The sequence below is a fragment of the Pseudoalteromonas sp. KJ63-1 genome (assembly GCF_055808145.1).
Genome location: NZ_CM147855.1, coordinates 2,512,414 through 2,535,064, shown reverse-complemented (window position 1 = coordinate 2,535,064; position 22,651 = coordinate 2,512,414). Strand labels below are relative to the sequence as shown.

14 protein-coding genes and 1 pseudogene are annotated in these 22,651 nt (G+C 40.6%); 7 read left to right on the top strand and 8 right to left on the bottom strand.

What is annotated here, in order from left to right:
• Positions 1-23 precede the first annotated feature (23 nt).
• Positions 24-2,609, bottom strand: a complete 2,586-nt coding sequence (gene mutS, locus AC0L7Q_RS12150) for a DNA mismatch repair protein MutS (RefSeq protein ID WP_413400671.1) — start codon at positions 2,607-2,609, stop codon at positions 24-26.
• Positions 2,610-2,630: 21 nt separating this feature from the next.
• On the opposite strand from mutS, the gene AC0L7Q_RS12145 reads away from it, so the two are divergent.
• Positions 2,631-3,119 carry a CinA family protein gene (locus AC0L7Q_RS12145; protein ID WP_413400670.1) on the top strand — a complete coding sequence of 163 codons (489 nt, stop codon included), beginning with the start codon at positions 2,631-2,633 and terminating at the stop codon, positions 3,117-3,119.
• Positions 3,120-3,187: 68 nt separating this feature from the next.
• Positions 3,188-4,231, top strand: a complete 1,044-nt coding sequence (gene recA / locus AC0L7Q_RS12140; RefSeq protein WP_058155138.1) for a recombinase RecA — start codon at positions 3,188-3,190, stop codon at positions 4,229-4,231.
• Positions 4,232-4,343: 112 nt separating this feature from the next.
• Here the strand turns inward: recA and AC0L7Q_RS12135 are convergent, their stop codons facing one another.
• Complete coding sequence (locus AC0L7Q_RS12135; RefSeq protein ID WP_409423729.1) at positions 4,344-6,464, bottom strand: TonB-dependent siderophore receptor; 2,121 nt, start codon at positions 6,462-6,464, stop codon at positions 4,344-4,346.
• 171 nt (positions 6,465-6,635) lie between these two features.
• Entirely contained in the window at positions 6,636-7,805 is a 1,170-nt protein-coding gene (locus AC0L7Q_RS12130; protein ID WP_138609345.1) for a DcaP family trimeric outer membrane transporter, read from the bottom strand.
• 679 nt (positions 7,806-8,484) lie between these two features.
• On the opposite strand from AC0L7Q_RS12130, the gene acs reads away from it, so the two are divergent.
• From acs to AC0L7Q_RS12115, 3 genes are all read left to right on the top strand, one after another.
• Positions 8,485-10,425, top strand: a complete 1,941-nt coding sequence (gene acs / locus AC0L7Q_RS12125; RefSeq protein WP_413400669.1) for an acetate--CoA ligase — start codon at positions 8,485-8,487, stop codon at positions 10,423-10,425.
• A 92-nt stretch (positions 10,426-10,517) separates the two neighbouring features.
• Entirely contained in the window at positions 10,518-11,177 is a 660-nt protein-coding gene (locus AC0L7Q_RS12120) for a response regulator transcription factor (protein WP_198523581.1), read from the top strand.
• Between the two features lie 148 nt (positions 11,178-11,325).
• On the top strand, positions 11,326-12,933 hold the full coding sequence (locus tag AC0L7Q_RS12115; protein ID WP_413400668.1) for an AbgT family transporter: 1,608 nt from the start codon (positions 11,326-11,328) through the stop codon (positions 12,931-12,933).
• 76 nt (positions 12,934-13,009) lie between these two features.
• Here AC0L7Q_RS12115 and purU read toward each other — a convergent pair whose 3' ends face one another.
• Positions 13,010-13,840 (bottom strand): formyltetrahydrofolate deformylase, encoded by an 831-nt coding sequence (gene purU / locus AC0L7Q_RS12110; RefSeq protein WP_413400667.1) that lies wholly within the window; start codon positions 13,838-13,840, stop codon positions 13,010-13,012.
• Between the two features lie 404 nt (positions 13,841-14,244).
• Between purU and AC0L7Q_RS12105 the strand changes: the two genes are divergently transcribed.
• Both AC0L7Q_RS12105 and AC0L7Q_RS12100 read left to right on the top strand, forming a co-directional pair.
• Positions 14,245-15,912, top strand: a complete 1,668-nt coding sequence (locus AC0L7Q_RS12105; RefSeq protein WP_413400666.1) for a methyl-accepting chemotaxis protein — start codon at positions 14,245-14,247, stop codon at positions 15,910-15,912.
• A 219-nt stretch (positions 15,913-16,131) separates the two neighbouring features.
• Entirely contained in the window at positions 16,132-17,484 is a 1,353-nt protein-coding gene (locus AC0L7Q_RS12100) for a magnesium transporter (protein WP_138609317.1), read from the top strand.
• Positions 17,485-17,574: 90 nt separating this feature from the next.
• Here the strand turns inward: AC0L7Q_RS12100 and AC0L7Q_RS12095 are convergent, their stop codons facing one another.
• The 4 genes and pseudogenes from AC0L7Q_RS12095 to AC0L7Q_RS12080 all read right to left on the bottom strand — a co-directional run bounded on the left by AC0L7Q_RS12095 (position 17,575) and on the right by AC0L7Q_RS12080 (position 22,605).
• Positions 17,575-18,348, bottom strand: coding sequence for a GGDEF domain-containing protein (locus AC0L7Q_RS12095; RefSeq protein ID WP_409425588.1), 774 nt, complete (start codon positions 18,346-18,348; stop codon positions 17,575-17,577).
• Positions 18,349-18,365: 17 nt separating this feature from the next.
• Entirely contained in the window at positions 18,366-18,569 is a 204-nt protein-coding gene (locus AC0L7Q_RS12090) for a hypothetical protein (protein ID WP_409423721.1), read from the bottom strand.
• A 347-nt stretch (positions 18,570-18,916) separates the two neighbouring features.
• Complete coding sequence (locus AC0L7Q_RS12085) at positions 18,917-19,294, bottom strand: DP-EP family protein (RefSeq protein WP_409423720.1); 378 nt, start codon at positions 19,292-19,294, stop codon at positions 18,917-18,919.
• Positions 19,295-19,348: 54 nt separating this feature from the next.
• Positions 19,349-22,605: pseudogene (locus tag AC0L7Q_RS12080) on the bottom strand (nSTAND1 domain-containing NTPase).
• Between the last annotated feature and the right edge of the window lie 46 nt (positions 22,606-22,651).

Below are 22,651 nucleotides of genomic sequence, written 5' to 3'. Positions count from 1 at the left end.
CTTTTTAGTCGGGCTGTTTGCGTTTAAAGCAGTGCTTTTAATTTATAAAGCAGTTCATGCGCCTGACGCGGTGATAGGTTATCGGGATCTATTGCGGTCATTTGTTGCTCAAGTTCACTAGGCTGAATTATTTGCGGTTCACTATCAAACGGTAAAACCTGTTGCTCTGTGGTGACTGTTGTGACACTTTGATGATTTTCAAGCAAGGTTAGCTTTTGTTTAGCTTGGGCAATAACCGCTTTAGGCACACCAGCCAGGGCTGCCACTTGCAAACCAAAACTTTTACTTGCGGCACCATCTAATACCGTGTGCATAAAGGCAATGGTATCGTTGTGTTCAATGGCATCTAGGTGCACATTAACCAGCCCAGGCGTTTGTTCTGCAAGCTCAGTGAGTTCAAAGTAATGGGTTGCGAACAGAGTTTTAGCCGCGATTTTTGAAGCAAGATGATCAGCTGTTGCGTATGCCAGTGATAAACCATCGTAAGTACTGGTTCCTCGGCCTATTTCATCCATTAATACCAATGATTGTGCGGTGGCATTATTTAAAATTGCCGCAGTTTCTGTCATTTCAACCATAAAGGTAGAGCGCCCAGATGCTAAGTCGTCACTGGCGCCAATGCGAGTAAATATTCTATCAATATTACCAATCTTTGCGCTATCAGCAGGAACGTAACAGCCAATGTGCGCCATAAGCACAATAAGCGCAGTTTGGCGCATGTAAGTTGATTTACCGCCCATGTTAGGACCAGTAATTATCAACATTTTACGCTGGCTATTGAGCTCCACAGGATTGGCAATAAATGGGTCTTTCATTACTTGCTCAACTACAGGGTGGCGGCCTTGTTCGATGCTGATATTATCGTTATCGCAAAGCTCAGGCTTGGCATAATTTAGCGTTTGGGCACGCTCTGCTAAATTATTCAGTACATCTAAATCGGCAATGACCGAGGCCATTATTTGTAGCTGCTCAATATGCGGAGCTATAAATTCAAATAACTGTTCGTATAATTGTTTTTCAAGGGCCAGCGCTTTTGATTGGCTGCCGAGAACCTTGTCTTCATGTTCTTTAAGTTCTGGAATTATATAACGTTCATTATTTTTTAACGTTTGACGACGAATATAATCTGCAGGCACTAAGTGCGAGTTAGCGCGGCTCACCTCAATAAAAAAGCCATGCACTCGGTTATAGCCAATTTTAAGTGTACTAATACCTGTGCGTTCACGTTCGCGCTGCTCTAGCTGTTCAAGCACATCGGTGGCACCTTGGCTTAAATTACGCCACTCATCAAGTTCGCTGTTATACCCTGGCGCAATAACGCCGCCATCACGAATTAACACCGGTGGGTTATCAATCACTGCACGTTCAAGTAATGCTTGAAGCTCGGGGAGCTCTTTAGAGTGGGCAATAATATGAGAAATACGCGCATCTGTGGCATCGCTTAATAAGTTATGTAGCGGTGCTAATGCTTGAAGCGCACTACGAAGCCTTGTTAAATCACGTGGCCGAGCAGTGTGTAATGCCAAGCGAGCAATTACACGTTCTATATCACCAATATCTCTGAGAGCGTCATGCAGCTCACTGCATAATTGCACATCTAAAATAGCACTAATGGCATTTAGACGAGAATTTAACTCGTCTTTATTACGAATAGGAGTATGAATACGGCGCTTAAGTAATCGTGAGCCCATAGCTGTGGCTGTTTTATCAAGCACTTGGGCAAGGGTATTTTCAAAGCCACCTGATAAATTAACGGTAAGTTCAAGGTTTTTACGGGTGGGCGCATCTAAAATTACCGCGTGTTCATTATGCTCAAGGGTAATTGCACGAATGTGCGGTAATGCAATACGTTGGGTATCTTTTACGTACTGCATTAAACAGCCTGCCGCTACCAAGGCGCTATGTGCTTTATCGACCCCAAAACCGACTAAATCTTTGGTGCCAAACTGCTCGCACAGTAAGTGTTGCGCGGTATCAAGGTCAAACTCCCAATCAGGGCGACGACGCGCTCCCTTAATATGTTCAATTAAATGAGTGTTTTCAAAGTGTTCATTATATAGTAATTCAGCAGGCGCTAAGCGTTGTAGGGTTGAGCTAAATGCTTCATCGGTACTAACTTCAACAACATTGAAGCGTCCTGAGTTGATATCAAGATACGCAACACCGTATTGACCTTTTTTATTTTGCCAAACACTGGTTAGTAAGTTGTCTTGGCGCTCTTGTAGTAAGGCTTCGTCAGAAATAGTACCTGGGGTTACAATACGCACTACTTTGCGTTCAACAGGGCCTTTGCTGGTGGCAGGGTCACCCACTTGTTCACAAATAGCCACCGACTCGCCCATTTGCACTAAGCGAGCTAAGTAGTTTTCTACCGCATGATAAGGCACGCCCGCCATAGGAATAGGATCGCCCCCTGCTTTGCCACGGTGTGTTTGTGAAATATCAAGCAACTGCGCGGCGCGTTTTGCGTCATCAAAAAAGAGTTCGTAAAAATCCCCCATCCGATAAAACAATAAAATATCGCGATGCTCTGATTTTATTTTTAGATACTGCTGCATCATAGGGGTTTGTTGTTTTATAGTGTGCGGTGCATAAAGATCAAACGACATGTATTTACCCAAAGGCTGAATATGGAATTACATCAAGAGATTAAGACACTTGCTGCGCAATTAGGCGCTATTTTAACGGATAAACGCTTATGGATCACTACCGCTGAATCATGTACTGGTGGTGGAGTGAGTTATTCGCTTACCGATACCCCCGGAAGTTCAGCATATATTGACCGTGCATTTGTTACTTATAGCAATAACGCCAAGCAAGAATTACTCAATGTGAAGCATGATACCCTCGAGCAATTTGGCGCAGTGAGCGAACAAACAGTTATTGAGATGGCAGCAGGTGCCTGCAAGGCAGCCAGTGCTGACATTGCCATTGCTATTTCAGGGATTGCAGGGCCCGGTGGCGCTACTGAGGACAAACCGGTAGGGCTTGTGTGGTTTGGGCTACAAATTAACGGTAAACACTGGACGTTTGAACAAGTATTTAATGGTGATAGGGCGCAAGTTAGGCTGCAAGCCATTGTATTTTCTTTAAAAACTGTAATAGAGAAGATAAAATAATAAAATTAGCTTGATACTGTGATTTCATACAGTATACTTGTGTGCATTAGCTGGATTTGGAGAAGAAAATGAACGATAACAAACAAAAAGCGTTGGACGCAGCTTTATCACAAATTGAACGTCAATTTGGTAAAGGTTCAATCATGAAATTGGGTGACAATAAGGCGTTAAACATTGACGCTGTATCAACAGGCTCGCTAGGTATTGATATTGCTTTAGGCATAGGCGGCTTGCCAATGGGGCGTATTGTTGAAGTATATGGCCCAGAGTCATCAGGTAAAACAACGCTAACATTACAAGTTATCGCACAAGCTCAAAAAGAAGGTAAAACGTGTGCCTTTGTTGATGCTGAGCATGCTCTTGATCCAGTTTACGCACAAAAGTTAGGCGTTAATATTGATGAGTTACTGGTATCTCAACCAGATACGGGTGAACAAGCACTGGAAATTTGTGACATGTTAGTGCGCTCAAGCGCGGTTGATGTAGTGATTGTCGATTCTGTTGCTGCATTAACACCTAAAGCTGAGATTGAAGGCGACATGGGTGATTCACACATGGGTCTACAAGCACGTTTAATGTCACAAGCACTACGTAAGCTTACAGGTAACATTAAGCGCTCAAACACGCTATGTATTTTCATTAACCAAATCCGTATGAAAATTGGTGTAATGTTTGGTAACCCTGAAACAACAACTGGTGGTAATGCCCTGAAATTTTACGCCTCTGTACGTATTGATATTCGTCGTATTGGTTCAGTAAAAGAAGGTGATGAAGTTGTTGGTAATGAAACGCGTGTTAAAGTTGTGAAGAACAAAGTAGCACCGCCGTTCAAACAAGCTGAATTTATCATTATGTATGGTGAAGGTATTTCTAAGCAGGGCGAGCTAATTGATTTAGGTGTTAAGCATAAAATTGTTGAAAAAGCAGGTGCTTGGTACAGTTACAATGGCAACAAAGTTGGCCAAGGTAAGTCTAATTCAATTAAGTTCCTTAAAGAAAACCCTGAAATTGCAGATGAAATTGAAGGTAAGTTACGTGAAATGCTATTGCTAAAAGCAACGGTTGAGCCAGAAGATGGCGAAGACGTATTAGGTGATGAAGGCGACCTTTAAGCCATTTAGTTTTAAAGCTTGATTTGACCCGAGCTTAAAAAAAGCGCTAACCATTTAGGTTAGCGCTTTTTTATTGTTTGCTATAAAGTGACTTAAAGCCTAATTGTTAGCTTTATAGCTGCCAGTTAACTGACAATGAGTAGTTACGTGGTGCCCCGTAATAACCTTGTGCCCAATAGAGGCTGTTTATGTACTTTTCATCAGTGCTGTTATTAACATTAAAGGTAACACCGACGTTTTGAGTAATTTCGTAGGTGGCCATTAAATCTAATATGCCATAAGCCCCTTGTTTTGTAGTAACCAATGCGTTACCAGCTGGGTCTTTTACTTGCACGCGGCTAGTAGTATCTTGCCAGCGGTAATTAGCACCTAAGGTTAAACCACTAATAAATGGTACTTGATAAGTAGCTGCCATTTTTAATTGGTTTTCGGGGGTGTAATCTTTTACAAGCTCATCACCATCAATGCTTAAATTACTAAAGCTGATGCTAGCACTTAAATCATCTGTTAATCGACCGCTTAGCTCAATTTCGAAACCATCACTGTTGATACCATCTGCAGCATAATAACGCGTATCGCTAGGAAGAGAGTCTGGAAGCGCAATAGCAAGTCCATCTTGCTTAGCATCAAAGTAGGCCAGTGTTACAAATACTTGCTCATCTAAAAGTTGAGCTTTTAGGCCAACCTCAGCACTTTTACCAATAACCGGAGCCAGTTGTTCAGCGTTAATGTCTAACTCTTTTTGTGGCACAAACGTTTCGGTGTAGCTTGCGTAAGCTGATAACGACTCGGTAAAGTCGTACACAGTACCAATGTAAGGAATAACCTCTGAGTCATCGCGGGTTTGCACTACACTATAAGCAGTACCTTTAGTTTCCCAATCGGTATAGCGTACGCCTGCCAAAATGCTTAATGGCTCAGCTAGTTTAATGCGAGTTGAAACATAGGCCGATCTTTGTGTATTTTGTACATCACTGCCGTTAGGTGCATCCGCAAGCGTTGCCTCTGGTGCAATCCCATCCCAAGTCGCTAAATCAGGCATCGCAGGGAAACCATTTCCTGTGCTGTAGTCATAAAGCGATTGGTCATTAAAGTCCATGTTTGCTTGGCTAATACCAAATGATAAGTCGTGCTCTAATGAAAACAACTCAAACTTACCGCTGGCATATAAATCAAATAAATCTTGCGTGTCTTTGTAATCATAACGACTCGCATAGCCGGTTAAACCTAAACCAGTTTCTTTATCTGGGGTACCATATACATAAAACAACTCAGAATTTTGTTCATTTTTTATATGGGCATAACGGGCTTTAGCAACCCAAGTCGCTGATAAGTTTTGCTCAAGTGTTACATAGATACGTTCAGCGCTATTATCCCAATATGACCAATCTGCAGCGGTACTAGTCGATTCATCATAATCAGTTGGTGAACCATCAGTGTAGTAAAGTGGTAATGCGCCCCACAATGGGCTGTCAGCATCTTTTTGTTGGTTTACGTAGTTAATGCTCAGTAACGTATCGTCAGCTAGCTTTCCTTCATAGGCAAGGTAGGCAATAGTTTTATCGGTTTCGTAACGATCTAAATATGACTCTTTATCTTGCTTGGAAAATACAGCGCGAACAGCGTGTTCATCGTTAATCGGTGCAGAAACATCTATATCTACGCGCTTGTTATTCCACGAACCATAAGAAGCAGAAGCATGAGCTTGTGTTGTGTAGGTTGGTTTTTTTAGCACCATGTTTACAGTAGCCGATGGGTTACCCGCACCGGTCATCATGCCATTGGCACCACGTACAATTTCAACACGGTCGTAAATTGCAGTATCAAGTGTCCCTTGAATTGAACCAGAGGTTTGCGGAGTGCCTAAGCCATCAATTAAAAAGTTAGTTATCTCAAAACCACGGGCTTTAAAGTATGTACGATCGGTTTCTATTTGCTCTACTGTTACGCCTGGTGTGCTTTCTAGTACCGCATTAATATCATCAAGTGAAAAGTCATCCATCAAAGCGCGTGAAACAACGGAAATTGATTGCGGGGTTTCTTTAATTGTTAAACCTAGCTTAGTTGCAGACTGCGCTTCTTCGGTAATATAGTTTTTATGATGTTGCCCATAAACGGCAATTTTTTCTAAAGGCAGGTTGTCTTGCGTGTCGTTTGCAACAGCATGACCAGATAAAACTAGTGAAGTAAGTAGACTCAGTTTAAATGCAGAGTTTTTTTGTTTGTGCAGCATCTTGTTTCCCATAAGATTAAATTTGGCTGGTAATTTAATCTAAATGAGAGTGATTTGCAATTGCGTTATTGTAATATTTTACACGTCATCAATGTTATTTTAAAAAAGTGTACAGGTGTATTTACTAAGGAAACAAAAAAGCGGCCGAAGCCGCTCAGGAAGTATTTTAAATTAAAACGCATATTTAACAGAGAACTGTAAGCGATCCATGTCGCCATCTACGCCACTTTCAAGCTCACGTTCTGCATGTTTAAATTCCGCACCAAAGGTTAGACGTTTAACCGGTGAGTATAAAATATTTGCACTGTAGCTTTGGCTTGATTCTGTAGGATCGCCATACACTGCCAGTAGATTTTCATCGTTATCAGCAGATAAGAACGAATATAGGAAAGTAGAGCGCCACTGGCTATTCCACTTATGTTGATATGCAATAAAACCAGATGTTGAATCAATCGCATCTAGGTCATCACCATTAAGAACCGCCCCACGTGCTACGTTTAGACCCACATAACGACCTAGTCCTTTACCTTGGGTAAGCATAAATTTTAGATTGTCTTCACCAAGTTTCACCATACCCGATGCACTAACACCAAATGAGGTTTCATCGGCATCAACACCACCTACTTTGTAGGTCAGTTGACGAGCAAGGGCTGCTACTACAAAGTTACCCCAATCCGCTTTGTGAGTATAGCGTGCGGTAAAGTCAGGTAATGAGGCATCATCAGTCACTGCCATACCACCACCTGCTGTAGTAATTGTGCTTTCTGGATTTTCTAAAGAGAAAGACCATGCACCTGTAGTGTATTTAATTTGAGATTGGCGAACGAACACCGTGCCTTCTGCTGGGCCAACAAAATCAAGCGCTTCTGGTAATGCACCAACGTTTTGAAAGTTTGACCATGTTTGACCAAATAACCAACCATCGTATGAAATAAATGCATGGCGAATACGCGGAGAATATGAATTAGACACACGCTCGTTGCCCCCTGGGGCAGACGCTAAAAAGTCTAGCTCTATTTTAGTTTTAACCGTTTTACCGTTATCTAGTAAGGTAGCAGTTCCAAAATTGAAACGTGACTCACGAGCGTGCATATCAAATACTGCGTCTGAACTATCATCGCTACCAACTGTTAATGTACTTGGTACATAAAAGTCACGGCCAACACTGCTGCCAGCAGGAGCGCCTGCTGAATAGTCACTCCACATTGCGTCGAGTTTAATGTATCCACCGTAGGTGAATTCTGTATCACCTATTTTTGCAGCTGTTGCAGCATAAGCTGTACTAGAAAGTGCACATAGTACGGCAGTCGCTGCCAGTGTTTTAATTGGAGTTAATTTCATTGTTGTGTCCTTTTATAGGCTACTTGTTGTATGTTTTATTATGATATGCATTAATGTGTGTTACTTATATAGTACTAACAGATTGAATTTATTGCCTTTAATTTAATTTGTTAGTAAATGCGAGTTATTAATAAACAATCAAAGTTTATATATATTTAAGCTACTGTTGTATATGTGCACAATTTACTCAATCAGCTATTAGTCTATTAGACTAAGGTTTAATAATTATTGAGGGCCCACATACTTTTATTTAATAGTATGTTTTTTATGTAAATAGGGTATAGCCATGAGGATTATAGATAAGATATTGGGGTCTGTTGACCTTTGCGGATTAAAATTTGTTCAAACTAGGGGCGATTTAATCACGGCGCGAGGTTTGTAACCTAGTGGGCTAAGTAAAAACCGAGTAACAAAGAGTAAATCGCCCCTAGGCAGAACCCATCGGGCAGAGCCTATTTGGCATTGATGCTGCGTTATCGCCTATTTATGGGGAATAACCACACCACATAGGCGCTGCCTTGCCTAAATACCAAACAGACTGCTGCAAATTTAACCTTGAAAGGTCAACAGACCCTGGTTCTTTGAACCCAGATACAACTAATGTCTAATATTTAATAGTGCACTGCTGAGTAATCCTTGATGAAAAGCCTAAGGCAAGTAATATAAATTGGAGACTAATATGTCACAAAGTATCTATCCAGTTCCTGCACATATAAAAAACGCAGCGCTCGTCGATAATGAAAAATATAATACGATGTATAAACAGTCTATTGAAGACCCTGAAGGGTTTTGGGCTGAGCACGGTAAGCGTCTTGACTGGTTTACTCCATATTCAAAAGTAAAAAACACTTCATTTGATAAAGGCCATATCAATATTAAATGGTATGAAGATGGCTACCTTAATGCCTCTTATAACTGTATTGATCGTCATTTAAAAACAAAAGCAGATAAAGTAGCGTTAATTTGGGAAGGTGATGATCCTTCTCAAAGCGAAAATATTACCTATCAACAGCTACATGATGAAGTGGCAAAATTTGCTAATGGTTTAAAAAAATTAGGTGTTAAAAAAGGTGACCGTGTAGCCATTTACATGCCAATGAGCCCACAAGCGATATACGCAATGCAAGCTTGTGCCCGCATAGGTGCTATTCATTCAGTTATATTTGGTGGCTTTTCACCGTCTGCTATTGCGGATCGTATTAATGATTCGGGTGCTAAAGTGGTGATCACCTCAGATGAAGGCCGACGTGCAGGTAACTGTGTGCCGCTAAAAGCTAATGTAGATGAAGCCGTATTACAAGATTCTGTCACCACTGTTGAGCATGTAGTGGTGCATAAACTAACTTCAGGCGATGTTGATTGGCACGACCATGATATTTGGTGGCATGACTTAGTTGCAGATCAAACGCCAGAGTGCGAACCTGAACACATGAATGCTGAAGACCCGCTGTTTATTTTATATACCTCAGGTTCTACAGGTCAGCCTAAAGGAGTGGTACACACCACTGGTGGCTATTTAGTGTATTCATCTATGACTCACGAATACATTTTTGATTTAAAAGACGATGATATTTTTTGGTGTAGTGCTGATGTAGGCTGGATCACAGGTCACAGTTATATTGCATACGGGCCGCTCGTTAATGGGTGTACGCAAGTGGTATTTGAAGGCGTACCGACTTACCCAACAGCTGGTCGTATGGGTGAAGTGGTTGATAAACATAACGTAACGATTTTATACACAGCACCTACTGCCATTCGCGCATTGATGGCTAAAGGCGAAGAGCCGATTGCCAGCTCACATCGTGATAGCTTACGTATTTTAGGTTCTGTGGGTGAGCCAATCAACCCAGAAGCGTGGACTTGGTATTATGAAAAAATTGGTAAGTCGAATTGTCCTATTGTAGATACATGGTGGCAAACCGAAACTGGTGGCATCATGATTGCGCCATTACCAGGTGCAACCGATATGAAACCAGGCTCTGCAACCCGTCCATTCTTTGGCATTGCACCGGCGTTATTTGATGCTGAAGGCAATACATTAGAAGGTGCGGTTGACGGTAACCTTGTCATTTTAGATAGCTGGCCTTCGCAAGCGCGAACCGTGTATGGCGACCACGAGCGCTTTGAACAAACCTACTTTAGCGCTTATCATGGTGTGTACTTTACCGGTGACGGTTGTCGTCGCGATGAAGACGGTGATTACTGGATCACAGGACGCGTTGATGATGTACTCAATGTATCAGGGCATCGTTTAGGTACTGCTGAAATTGAAAGTGCTTTAGTTGCTCATGAAGCTGTAGCTGAAGCGGCCGTAGTAGGTTACCCACACGATATTAAAGGCCAAGGTATTTACGTTTACATAACTCCTAACGAGGGTGTAACGGTGAGTGATGAGCTAACTAAAGATATCCGTAATTGGGTTCGTAAAGAGCTAAGCCCAATAGCATCACCGGATATGATTCAGTGGTCGCCAGGTCTACCAAAAACACGTTCTGGTAAAATTATGCGTCGTATTTTACGTAAAATCGCGGCAAATGAGCATCAACAGCTGGGCGATACTTCAACACTTGCGGATCCGTCTGTGGTTGATGAGTTAGTAGAAAATCGATTAAATCGTTAATTTCGCGTTAAAAGCTTGATTAGAAGTTGATTCTAAACGTAGTATATCGGCTGTTGTCTATTGGATAGCGGCCGAATTTTTGGGAGTGAACAATGAGTCAGTTTTTAATAGCGGACGATCATCCGTTATTTCGTGAAGCACTAAAAGGCGCTTTGAGTGCAAAGTTTGCGGGTTTAGAAGTATTTGAATCAGCAGATTTTGACAGCACACTGCAGGTGTTAAGCGAACAAGAAGACCTTGATATATTACTACTAGATTTACACATGCCAGGTAACGGTGACTTATACGGCTTGATCCGTATACGTGAAGATTACCCAAGTTTACCTATTGCGGTGGTTTCGGGTAGTGAAGATGTAAATATTGTTTCGAAAGTTATGGGTTATGGCGCTATGGGGTTTATTCCTAAATCATCTTCATCTGATGATATTGCCAACGCGATTAACCAAATACTCGAAGGCGATACTTGGCTGCCAACTGAACTAAAAAGTAAAGTGGCTGAAATCGAAAGCGCAGATAGAGAAATTGCTGCACAAGTGGCATCACTTACTCCACAGCAATATCGCGTATTACAATACTTGCACGAAGGTTTACTGAATAAACAAATAGCCTACGAACTCCACATTTCAGAAGCCACAGTCAAAGCACACATTACTGCCATATTTAGAAAACTCGGTGTTTATAACCGCACTCAAGCTGTTTTAATTGCTGCAAAACTACAACTAGAACCGATAGAGCAAGCCCAAGCAGACTAAATTAGAGGCGAGAGCCTCTTTTTTGCAATCCCATCACAACAAACCCCTCAGTTATTACCATGACATAACAAGTCATTCATCTTTATTACATGACCTGCTCAGAAAATAATGCTAGGTTACGGGCATTTTGTAATTAAGAGAGCATGGTATGTCAGACTCAATAGACTCACCACACACATCCCAAGATGAAAATCAGGTCGCAAAGGGCGGTTGGTTTAATCGATTTTTAGCCACGGTAGAATTTTTAGGGAACATGCTTCCTCATCCAATTACCTTATTCGCGATGTTTTGTATTGCCATTATTTTATTTAGTGGCGTTGCCGATTGGTTTGGACTAAGTGCTATCGATCCTCGCCCTGAGGGCTCTGCCGGGCGCGATCCCGATGGTGTAATTGAAGTGGTTAGCCTACTCAGTGCTGAGGGCTTACAGCGTATTGTAACGGGCTTGGTGACCAACTTTACCAGCTTTGCGCCACTGGGTACGGTGCTAGTAGCGCTATTAGGTGTGAGTGTTGCAGAGCATTCAGGATTATTGTCTGCAGCAATGCGTGGCATGGTTATGGGGGCATCTAAACGTTTAGTAACCTTCATGGTGGTTTTCGCTGCTATTTTATCAAACACAGCATCTGAGCTGGGTTATGTAGTATTGATCCCCCTAGCGGCAATGATATTTCATAGTTTAGGTCGTCATCCACTTGCAGGTCTTGCTGCCGCGTTTGCTGGTGTATCGGGTGGCTATAGCGCTAATTTATTACTGGGTACTATCGATCCGTTATTAGCGGGTATTACGACGCCTGCAGCACAAATGATTGACCCAACTTACCAAGTAGGCGCTGAAGCAAACTGGTATTTTATGATGATTTCGGTGTTGCTAATTGCTGTTTTAGGCACACTCGTTACTGAGAAAATTGTTGAGCCACGTTTAGGTAAATATAACCCAGATGAAGCCACCGAAGATTTAGCTCAAAATAATATTGCCGGTTTAACTGACAAAGAAAAATCAGGTTTAAAATGGGCTGGAGTTTCATTACTTGTTGTTTCGTTGTTACTCGCTTGGACGATTGTTCCAGCAGACGGTATTTTACGTAACCCTGAAACAGGTCTCGTTGCTCACTCGCCGTTTTTAAAAGGGATTGTTGTTTTTATTTTTGTCACCTTTGGTATTCCGGGTTTTGTGTATGGTAGCGTGGTTGGCACCATGAAAAATGATAAAGACGTGATCAATGCCATGAGCAAAAGTATGAGCTCTATGGGCATGTACATTGTATTGGTGTTTTTTGCTGCGCAGTTTGTGGCATTTTTTAAATGGACTAACTTAGGCACAATTTTAGCGATTAATGGTGCCGCATTACTACAGGCACTTAGCTTAACTGGGCCGGAAGTATTTGTACTGTTTATTTTAATGTGTGCTTTGGTTAACTTAACGTTAGGCTCATCGTCAGCGCAGTGGGCAGTAACAGCGCCTATTTTTGTTCCTATGCTAATGCTTATAGGTTATGCACCCGAGACAATTCAAGCGGCTTATCGTATTGGTGATTCAGTAACTAACTTAATTACCCCGATGATGAGTTACTTTGGTTTAATTCTCGCGGTTGCCACTAAATACAAAAAAGACATGGGAATAGGTACTTTGGTAGCCACTATGCTGCCATACAGCTTAATCTTCTTTGTTGGCTGGGTGGTATTGTTTTATTTATGGGTATTTGTTTTAGGTATGCCAGTAGGCCCTGGGGCACCAACGTATTACACACCCTAATTAAGTAAGGTTTAATATTTACTTATAAAAAATGCCAGCTTAGTTGCTGGCATTTTTAATTTTGATATAAAACTAATTATGAAAACACCACGGTTTTATTGCCATTAATAAACAGCTTATGTTCTGATGCCAGTTGCAGTGCTTTACAAAACACCGTTTTCTCTACATCTTTACCCATTTTAGCCATCATCTCAGCTGTATTCGCATGGGTCACACTCGACACGTCTTGTAAAATAATAGGGCCTTCGTCTAGCTCATTATTAACAAAGTGAGCTGTGGCACCAATAATTTTCACACCACGTTCAAACGCCTGATGATACGGCTTTGCACCAATAAAAGCAGGTAAAAATGAGTGATGAATATTAATGATTTTACCCTCAAAACGACCCACAAATTCAGGGCTTAAAATACGCATGTATTTAGCTAGGCCAATAATGTCAGGGTTATAGCTGGCAATTAAGTCACCGACTTTTTCGTCGTGCTGACTGCGCGTAAGTCCTTCATGAGAAACCACATGAAAAGGAACATCAAACCCTTTCACTAGAGGCTCTAGAGTAGGGTAGTTGGCGATAACGGCGAGTATCTCAATGTTTAAGGCTTGCTCAAATTGCTTAAGTAACATGCCGCCCAAACAATGAGCTTCTTTTGTGGCTAATAGTACCACTTTGGTTTTTTCTTCACCGTGCAGTGCCACTTTTGCGCCAGCTGGTAATACGCCGCGCAGTTGTGACAAAAACTCAGCATGTGGTTCGCCAGTAAGCTCTGTGCGCATAAAAAAGCGCTGTGCATCTTTATCAACAAATTCGTTATTACGAATAATATTTAAATTATGCTCATTACACAGTCCGGTAATTTTGGCGATTAAGCCTATACCGTCTGCGCATTGGGTGGTTAGTATATAACTCATTTTCCTCATTCTTACCCAGTGGTTAGTTGCTTCATTATTTGCGTTTTAACTCAGAAAGCAAGACCTTTGTTTGATACCCAATGTTTAATTTATATTAAAGCTAAAATAGCGTTATTCAGGTTAATTTAGCTTTAAGTAAATTTAATAAAATGTGTACTAGTAGGGTTTGTAATAATGAGATAAATCAGTTGTTTATTACTAGCTGTATACCATTGTCTAATTATAAAGTGGCTTTTAATGTGTTTTACTAACATACGAGTATATTAAATTGCGAAATAACGCCATTTGTGCTTAATTTGTATACAATTATGGCGTTGTTGTCAGTAATATAAACAATGGAAACATAGTTGTTAAGCTACCGAAAAGTAAAAGCTTAATGGCGAATAATGTTAATTGGAGAAATAATGGGTAATTTAAGCTTAAAAAACAAATTGCTACTGTTGGCTGTTTTACCATTGATTGTATTACTAATCAGTTTTATGGCAGGTTCTTATTACTTAGAGATGCAAAATCAACAGCAAAACTTTAATGAGTTTAAAACTAAATTAATTGCTGATAAACAAACCTTGCTAAGAACAGAAATAGAAATCGGCTCTAAAGTAGTGCAATACCAATTAGCACAAGGAAATGAGCAAGACGCTAAAGATGCGTTGCGAGATTTAACCTTTGGTGAAGATGGTTACTACTTTATTTATGATACCAATGGTATTAGTGTTTTTCATGCCTTATTGGGTGATGCGATAGAAGGGCAAAATAAGATAGGCATGACCGACCCAAACGGTAAAAAAATAGTGGTTGGCTTACTTGAGCAAGCGCGTAAAGGCGGTGGCTCGTTTACTTATCATTTTCAAAAGCCCAACACCACCGGCTTAGTCGAAAAAATTGGTTATGCCGCCATGATCCCAGGTACTAATTGGATGATAGGCACCGGCACATATATGGATGATATTGAAGCCGAACTGGTAAAGTATCAAGCAACCATGGAGCGCCATTTAAGCGAAAAAATGACCACTTTGGTTTTAATATCACTACTGCTTCTTGGGTTAGCTGCAGCAGGTGCGTTGTACGCTTCTAACAATATGCTAAAACCAATTAAACGTATGGTGCAAAGCTTAGATGATATTGCCAAAGGGGAGGGAGATTTAACTCGACGCTTAGAAATAGATACCCATGATGAAATTGGTCAGTTAGGTGAATCTTTCAACGTATTTGTGAGCAAGCTACACAGCATCATTGCCGGTGTGGTTGATGTAACAAGTGATGTTAAAACAGCCTCTTCAGATATTAATACACAAACATTACTGATAGAAGACAAACTATTAAAGCATAACCATGAAACCGATTTAGTGGCAACGGCGATTACCGAAATGTCGGCAACATCCCATGAAGTTGCGCAAAATACCACACAAGTTGCAGTGTCAACGCAGGCAGCAACAAAAGAAGTGGCCAACGCGCAAGATTGTGTGGATATTTCACTCAGTGAAGTATCAAACTTAATGGGTGAAATTAATCAAGCCGCAGAGCAGGTTAACTCGTTAAGTGAGCAATCTAAAAAAATTAACAGTGTATTGAGTGTAATTGGTGGTATTGCTGAACAAACAAACTTATTGGCATTAAATGCGGCAATTGAAGCGGCACGCGCAGGTGAGCAAGGTCGTGGGTTTGCGGTAGTGGCTGATGAAGTTAGAAGCTTAGCGAGTAGAACCCAAGACAGCACATTAGAAATTAACGAAATGCTAAGCGAGTTACATAATTTAGTGACGGCAGCAGTTGATGCTATGCATGCGAGTCAACAAAGCTGTAATCGTTCAGTTGAGTCTTCACGCGCTATATCAGAAAGCTTAGGTGCGGTAACCACGTCCGTGACCACCATTAATGATATGAGTACGCAAATTGCTACAGCAGCAACAGAGCAAAGCAGTGTAACAGAAGAAATTAACCGTAACGTGTATGCTATTCAAGAAATAGTTAATGAGTTAACACAGTCGAGTAAAACCACCTCTTCAGTAAGTCAGCACCTAGCAGGGCGAGGTGAAAACTTGGGTGACCTAGTAGGACAATTTAAAATATAGCGCGATTTAAAATACTAACTACACTAAGCCGTAACATTATTTGTTACGGCTTTTTTATTGGTTAGCGTTGAGTGGGTGATAGCAGCTATAAATATCTAACGGCACAGAGATTTTTTAATATTTTTGTTCGTGTCTAATGTACACTATTAGCTATTCTTATTAATAAGTGCTTACTTATTACAGTAAATTTATAGTGAAAGACTATTTTAGGGTTTTAAAATGATAGAGTATCCGGTTGATCAGTTACCACAACTCATAAACGACTTATTGCAGTGTGATACCACAGAGCGTAAAAACAAATTACTTATAGATGCTCAACAAACCTTATCAACCGAACACTTATCTTTATTGTTTGAAGCTATTCCTAAAGAGCAGCGCCTTGAAATTTGGCACTTATTAGATGAAGACACACAACACGAAATTTTCGTTAACTTAAGTGAAGATAGCTGTTTATGGTTACTGCAAACCCTAGATGACAGTGACGGTTTTAAATTATTAGACGAAGTTAACGTTGAAGAGCTGCTTGAATTAGAAGAGGTGATCCCGCAGCGCTTTACTGATTATGCAAAAAAGCAGCTTGATGAAGCGCAAACTAAACAATACGAACTGGCGCAACAATATACGCCTGAGCAACTAGGTCACTGGATTGGTTTTGACTTTTTAAAGGTGTCAGACAAGCTCACTGCGGGTGGCGCTAAAAAGCTGCTACATAAAGGGTTACCGCAGTACAGCGAAGTGATTTATTTAGTGAGCCGCAAAGGCAGCTTAATTGGTGAAGTGGCAGTTAACGACCTAATAAAAGCGCATGATAATCAAAGCTTAGTCACCTTAACTAATCATGACTTTACCTCATTGCACGCAGACCACGATTTATATGAAGCCGCCGAGGTGGTTATTCACAGCGAGCAAATGGCCATGCCCGTGGTTAATGCCGAAAACAAACTAATAGGGCGTTTAACCATTGCATCGGCTTACGAGTTACGTCAAGAAATTGCTGACGAAGCCACAGCAAAAGCGGGTGGTTTACGTGAAGACGAAGACCTATTTGCCAGTGTTCGCAAAAGTGCTAAAAACCGTGGTATTTGGTTAGGTATCAACTTAGCAACCGCATTTTTAGCATCATGGTTTATAGGCTTATTTGGCGCCACCATAGAACAAGTGGTGGCACTTGCGGTATTAATGCCTGTAGTGGCGTCAATGGGCGGAATTGCCGGTAGTCAAACCTTAACAGTTATAGTGCGCGGTCTTGCGCTTGGTCAGGTTACCGACTCCAACCGTAACGCTCTACTTAAAAAAGAGCTGCGTGTAGGGGCGGTAAATGGCTTGGTATGGGCTTTAGTGATTGGTTTGCTAACGTATCTATGGTTTAACGATATTATGCTTAGTATAACCATTACCGTGGCAATACTGCTTAATTTAGTGGCTGCGTCGTTGGCAGGCGTAGTGATCCCGTCTATTTTAGATAAAATGAAAATTGACCCTGCGTTGTCGGGCTCAGTGATTTTAACCACAGTGACTGATATTGTCGGCTTTGTGACCTTTTTAGGGTTAGGCAGTTTATTGTTACTTTAATTTAATTGGCTGTTATTTAACTAAACGCCACCTCCATGAAGTGGCGTTTAATATAGATATAGCGTCATGAAAAGGCCTTTAATTTAAGCTTTAAACAATCGTACTTATTTTATTTCTACCTTCCGTTTTTGCTCGGTATAAAGCCGTGTCTGCGGCATATAACAGCGCCTCGTAGGTGCGGTACTGGTTATTATTTTCACTGGCAATTCCTTGGCTTACCGTAATTTTAACCTCTGGCGGCAATCCTATGTCTGTAAAGCTCATTTGTGCAATTTGTTGTTGTATATGGTTGGCTACAACCGTGGCGGTTTTTATATCGCAACGGGGTAAAATAATGGCAAACTCTTCACCGCCATACCTAGCAGCTAAACACTCTCTAGATGGAATGCACTGCAATAGCATTTTTGCTATTTTCTGTAAGCATTTATCGCCTTTAATATGCCCATAGGTATCGTTGAATTTTTTAAAGTGGTCAACATCAATTAATATACTGGTTAAAGGTTGTTGGCTTTGAATACTCTCTTGCCAGTATTTTTTTAACGACTCATCTAAAGCTAAACGGTTAGCAAGCCCAGTTAAATGATCGGTTGAGGCCTGTATTTTTAAACGGTTATACATGGCTTTATGAGTACTAAGATCGTGAAGTATACAAACGTACAACTTTTGCGCCGATGCGAGACTTTTTGGCATGCTTGATATTGATAAGTCTGCTTCAATCACATCGCCATTGGCTTTGTTTATAGTAACTTCATTTGGGCCAATGCTAAGGGGAGTGTCCTTAATACCAATCCAGTTTAACAAGGTTTGTTTATATTTATCAAGGTCTGCACCGTGTAAAAACGACAGTAAATTTTCGCCTATCAGAGATTGCTGAGAGTAACCTAATAGCTGTGCTGCCTTTGGGTTGGCAAACTCAAACCCCCCTGTTCATTCAGTACAAAAATACCTTCGGCGGTGCCATTAAATAATTCAATTAATGCATCAAATTGAGTATGCGAAAAAGGGGATGATAAAGCGCTATCGAAGGGCAATGCTTTATCGTTATTAGTTGCGGCAGTCTCTTTATTGTTAATTTGTTTCGACACGTTTTAGCCTTAGCATGGTACAGACGTTTTTGATGTCTACAAATTTACTTAAAAAAGTGCAATTAAACCTTTCGGTAATCTTCTGAATTTAATTGTTTGATTCTTAATGTCTTTTTTGTGTTTGTGTTTGTGTTTGTGGTTTGGTTTTATTTGCGGTTTAAATAGCAGTTAGTGTGTTAAAATTTATTATTAATTAAAATATTCATTTAAATTTGTTGTTGGTTATACAACATTTAAAACTAATTAGTAATAATATGAACAACTTTTAAAGTTATGTATGTTTGAACTTTCTAAATAAAAGACGCTCATTTAGTTCACAGCTAAATGAGCGTTTTGAGTTCTAAATATTAACGAGGTTCATTTCTAATTTGTGGATCTGCGCTAATGTATTTTTGGATTGTTGGGATTGCAACAATAAACTGCAAGCATAAATCACCTGCATTTTTATTTGAATCAACAACCACTATAGATTGACCACCGTTGATTATTTTAAAACTAAAATCTTCTACTATTGGCCCACTCAGCTCTGCGCCAACAAAATAAAAACCACGCTTAAGCGTTTCTTCATCTAAAGTATAGACACCATGAGTGTTTGGAACTGTTACCTCTCCACCACCTGATACCTCATGACCATTTTCTGTGTATTTGAATACAGCCTCGTCGTTCTCATTAATTGTTACGTTAACACTAAATTTTATAAGTTGATTGTTATCTACTGTAGTCATTGTTTACATCTCTTTTTTAATAAGTAGTAGGATACTACTGAATATATTTTTAGTTTATAAGTCGAAATTATTGATACCAAATTCTTTAAGTATCTTTATTTTTTCGGGAGCTTCAGACAAGCGATCTAAGCAACTATATGCCTGTAATAGGGGAAAAAGAATATCAATATCATTTGTTTTTTTAGCTATATTTAAGATTGATTTTAGAGCCTTGTGGCAAAATAATTTTCGCTTCTCATTATTCTCTTTTGATGCTGCTAATTTTGCTTGCGCCAAATATATGCTGGCTATATGAATGCTATTATTAATGCCTGAGTTTTCTTCAATTCCTAGTGAAGTTGTATATCTGTTTAACTCATCCATGAACTTCTCTGCCAAGGTCGATTGTTTGACTTTGACAAAGTAGCGAATCAAATTGACATAGATACCCGTGATATTACGATTTTTCTCTGATGTATGTAAGAAGTTTATAATGCTTTCAATTAAAGAAACATTAGCGAGCTCAGCGTAAATTAAGGTTTGGTTAGTTAAAAACTGAAAATATTTTTCTTGGAATTTCTTATTTTTTGGATCCTGTTTTAATGCTTTTTTTCAGCCTCTAATGCTTTTATTGTATGCAAAAAAGCTGGCTGTTTATCTGGCAGGTAACTTAGTAGATTGGCTTGATGGGAGTGCGTATAGGCCAGCATCTCTAATAAGTTTGCATCATTAGGATATAATGAGGTTAAAGTATTTAAAACTTTTTCTGCTTGTTCATAAGAATTTAGCGCATTTCTGTAGTTACCTAAGTGTACTTCTGTGCTAGCAATCCAGCTAAGAGTATCAGCTCTATCAATTAATAAGTTTTTATCGTTTGGAATTAAATTAAGCGCTTCATTTTTAAGGGCGAGCGACTCTGTAAAGCGCTGTTTCGCGGCAGTGTAGTTAAATTGCTTTAAATACAAAGACCCTAGCGAATTATGTGAATAGGATAATTCCATAATCGAGTTGAAATCATTCGGTGCTAATGAATACATGGTTTCGCTATAAGTATGATATTTTTTTAAGAGCGGTTCAGCAGCGGCGTAATCACTTTTATCATAATGAAGCTGGCCGAGCCAAAAGGCATTGGCACCGGCAAGCGTTAGTAACTCTAAGTTGTTTGGCTGGGTTTTTAATAATGCTTCAAGGCGAATGCGGGCGTTTTCAAAGGCAGTGAAGGCCTCAATGGTTTTACCGCGAGAATAGGCCACTTCCCCCATGGCTTCTAGGGTTTGTGCGTACTGAAAGCGACTTTTAAACTCGGCTTGTTGACTGCTAAAGTTAAATAGCGAGCTTGGCTCCTCTACTTGATTGGTAAAATACTCAAGTGCTTTATTACTAATGCCATCAAGTAAGTCCATACGCTTTACGCTGCGTAATTTATCGGCAAAATCACCTACCATAAACCCTAGTAAGCTTTCGGCCTCTTGGCGTTTTTGCTGTGCAAGTTGCTGCGCTTGAAAGCTGGTAACACTCATAAATAGGGCAACACAGGTAAGTAAACAAAGCAGAGCGACGGTGCCGCGTTTTATAGTTGTTTTTGTTTTACTGTGTTTAAGAGAGCTGGTTATAAGCGCGCGTTCGTCATCGTCTAGTTTAAATATGTTGTCGTTTAATAAGGTAACGGCCTCTTGCAATGGTTTACCCGGCGCTAACAGATAGGCGTTACTTTTGTGCTCATTAAGCCATTGTTGAGTGTGGTGGTGTAAGCGGCTTTTTATAGCAAGGGCATCTTTATGGTCATTAATCCACTGTTTAGCACGTGGCCATTGGCGTAATAATGCCTCGTGAGCAAGGCTAAAGTAGGCTTCTTGGTTTTGTAAATGCGATACAAATAAGCGGCTATCGACCATGGCTTGAACCAGCTCTTTTTGGCTGGTGTTGGTTAATGCTTGCAAGCGGGCTGCGCGGCTCGTAATGGTTTTACCATCTGGGTTTAGCGTTACTAATTGCGATAACACGCTTTTTAGTTGCTGTTGTTGCGCTTGAGAAAGCCCTATAAATACCTCTTCGGCTTTTTTACCAATGGCACCCTCAATACCGCCGAGTTTTTCATAAACACTGTGCAATAACTCATTATTATCACTGCGCTGTAAATACAGCTCTTGCAGTGTATATTGTAGCATGGGCAGTGCATCTGGATTATTGGCGGTATCGGCGCAAAGTATTTCATCCAGCGGGGTTTTAGTGTTTGGGTCTTGCGAAAACGTTAAATTAGCGGTTAACGCTGGCAAACGAATAATTTGTTGTAGTTCATGGCGATTTGGTGGGGTTAAATCGTAATGCGCGCCATGAGCTTTGCCGGCCATAAGGCTTGGCTGCTCAACCACTAAAGGGTAAAAATCGTTACGACAGGCACTAAATACAATCACCGCTTTAGAGGTCGCTAAACGCTCAATAACAGATAAAAAATGACTTCGGGTGTCGTTACTAAATAGCGGTGAGGAAAGTAGCACTTCTAAGCGGTCTATAAACAAAAACAATTGCGGCGTTTTTGCTGCTGTTTGAGTATTTGCAATTGTATTTTTTAAGCAACTAATAACATTATTTATGTCATGTTCTAGTTGCTGCGCCAGCGTTTGTGCGCTTAACCCTGTAAATACTGGAATGTCGTTAATATCCCAATCTAGCATGGCTGAGGCGAGATCTAAATACAGCCTATTTTGAGCTACATCTGCAAAGTCGAGTTGGGTGTACGACATTACTCTAATGCCGTTATAGCCTCGCTCGTCGAGTAGTTTTGGCAATATACCCGCATTAACTAATGATGATTTACCCGAGCCACTAGGGCCAAGGATTAAACAAAATGCGCGCTGCAATGTTACTTGGTTTGATACGCTCTCTAATAACCTGCTGATGGCGTGATTACGACCAAAAAATAAGTGGGTATCGGTTGGATTATATGCACTCAAACCTAAAAAAGGAGAGCCGCCTTGCCATGTGTTAACTTGGTTGGGGAGGTCATCAGCTAATGGAAACTCAACCGTTGCAATAACTCTATAACCACGTTTACGTATGGTTTCTATGTATTGCGGCGCGCTTGCCTTATCACCCAGAGCTTTTCGTAACTGAGTGATAGTTTTATGCAGAGGGTTATCGCCGGTTTCTGTGTTTGCCCAGCAGTGGGTTAATAACGCGTCGCTACTCACAATCTCTGCTTGGTTTTGACACAAGTACAGCAACACATCCATGGCTTTGGGTTCTAGCTGTTTTTGTTCTTCAGCGCGTTGAATGGTGTTACTGGCAGGCGTTATTTGCCATTCACCTAAATAAAAGGGCGGTTGATGCATAATTGGCTCATTTTTATAGTTATAAGTGCATTTAGCTTTTTGCTTT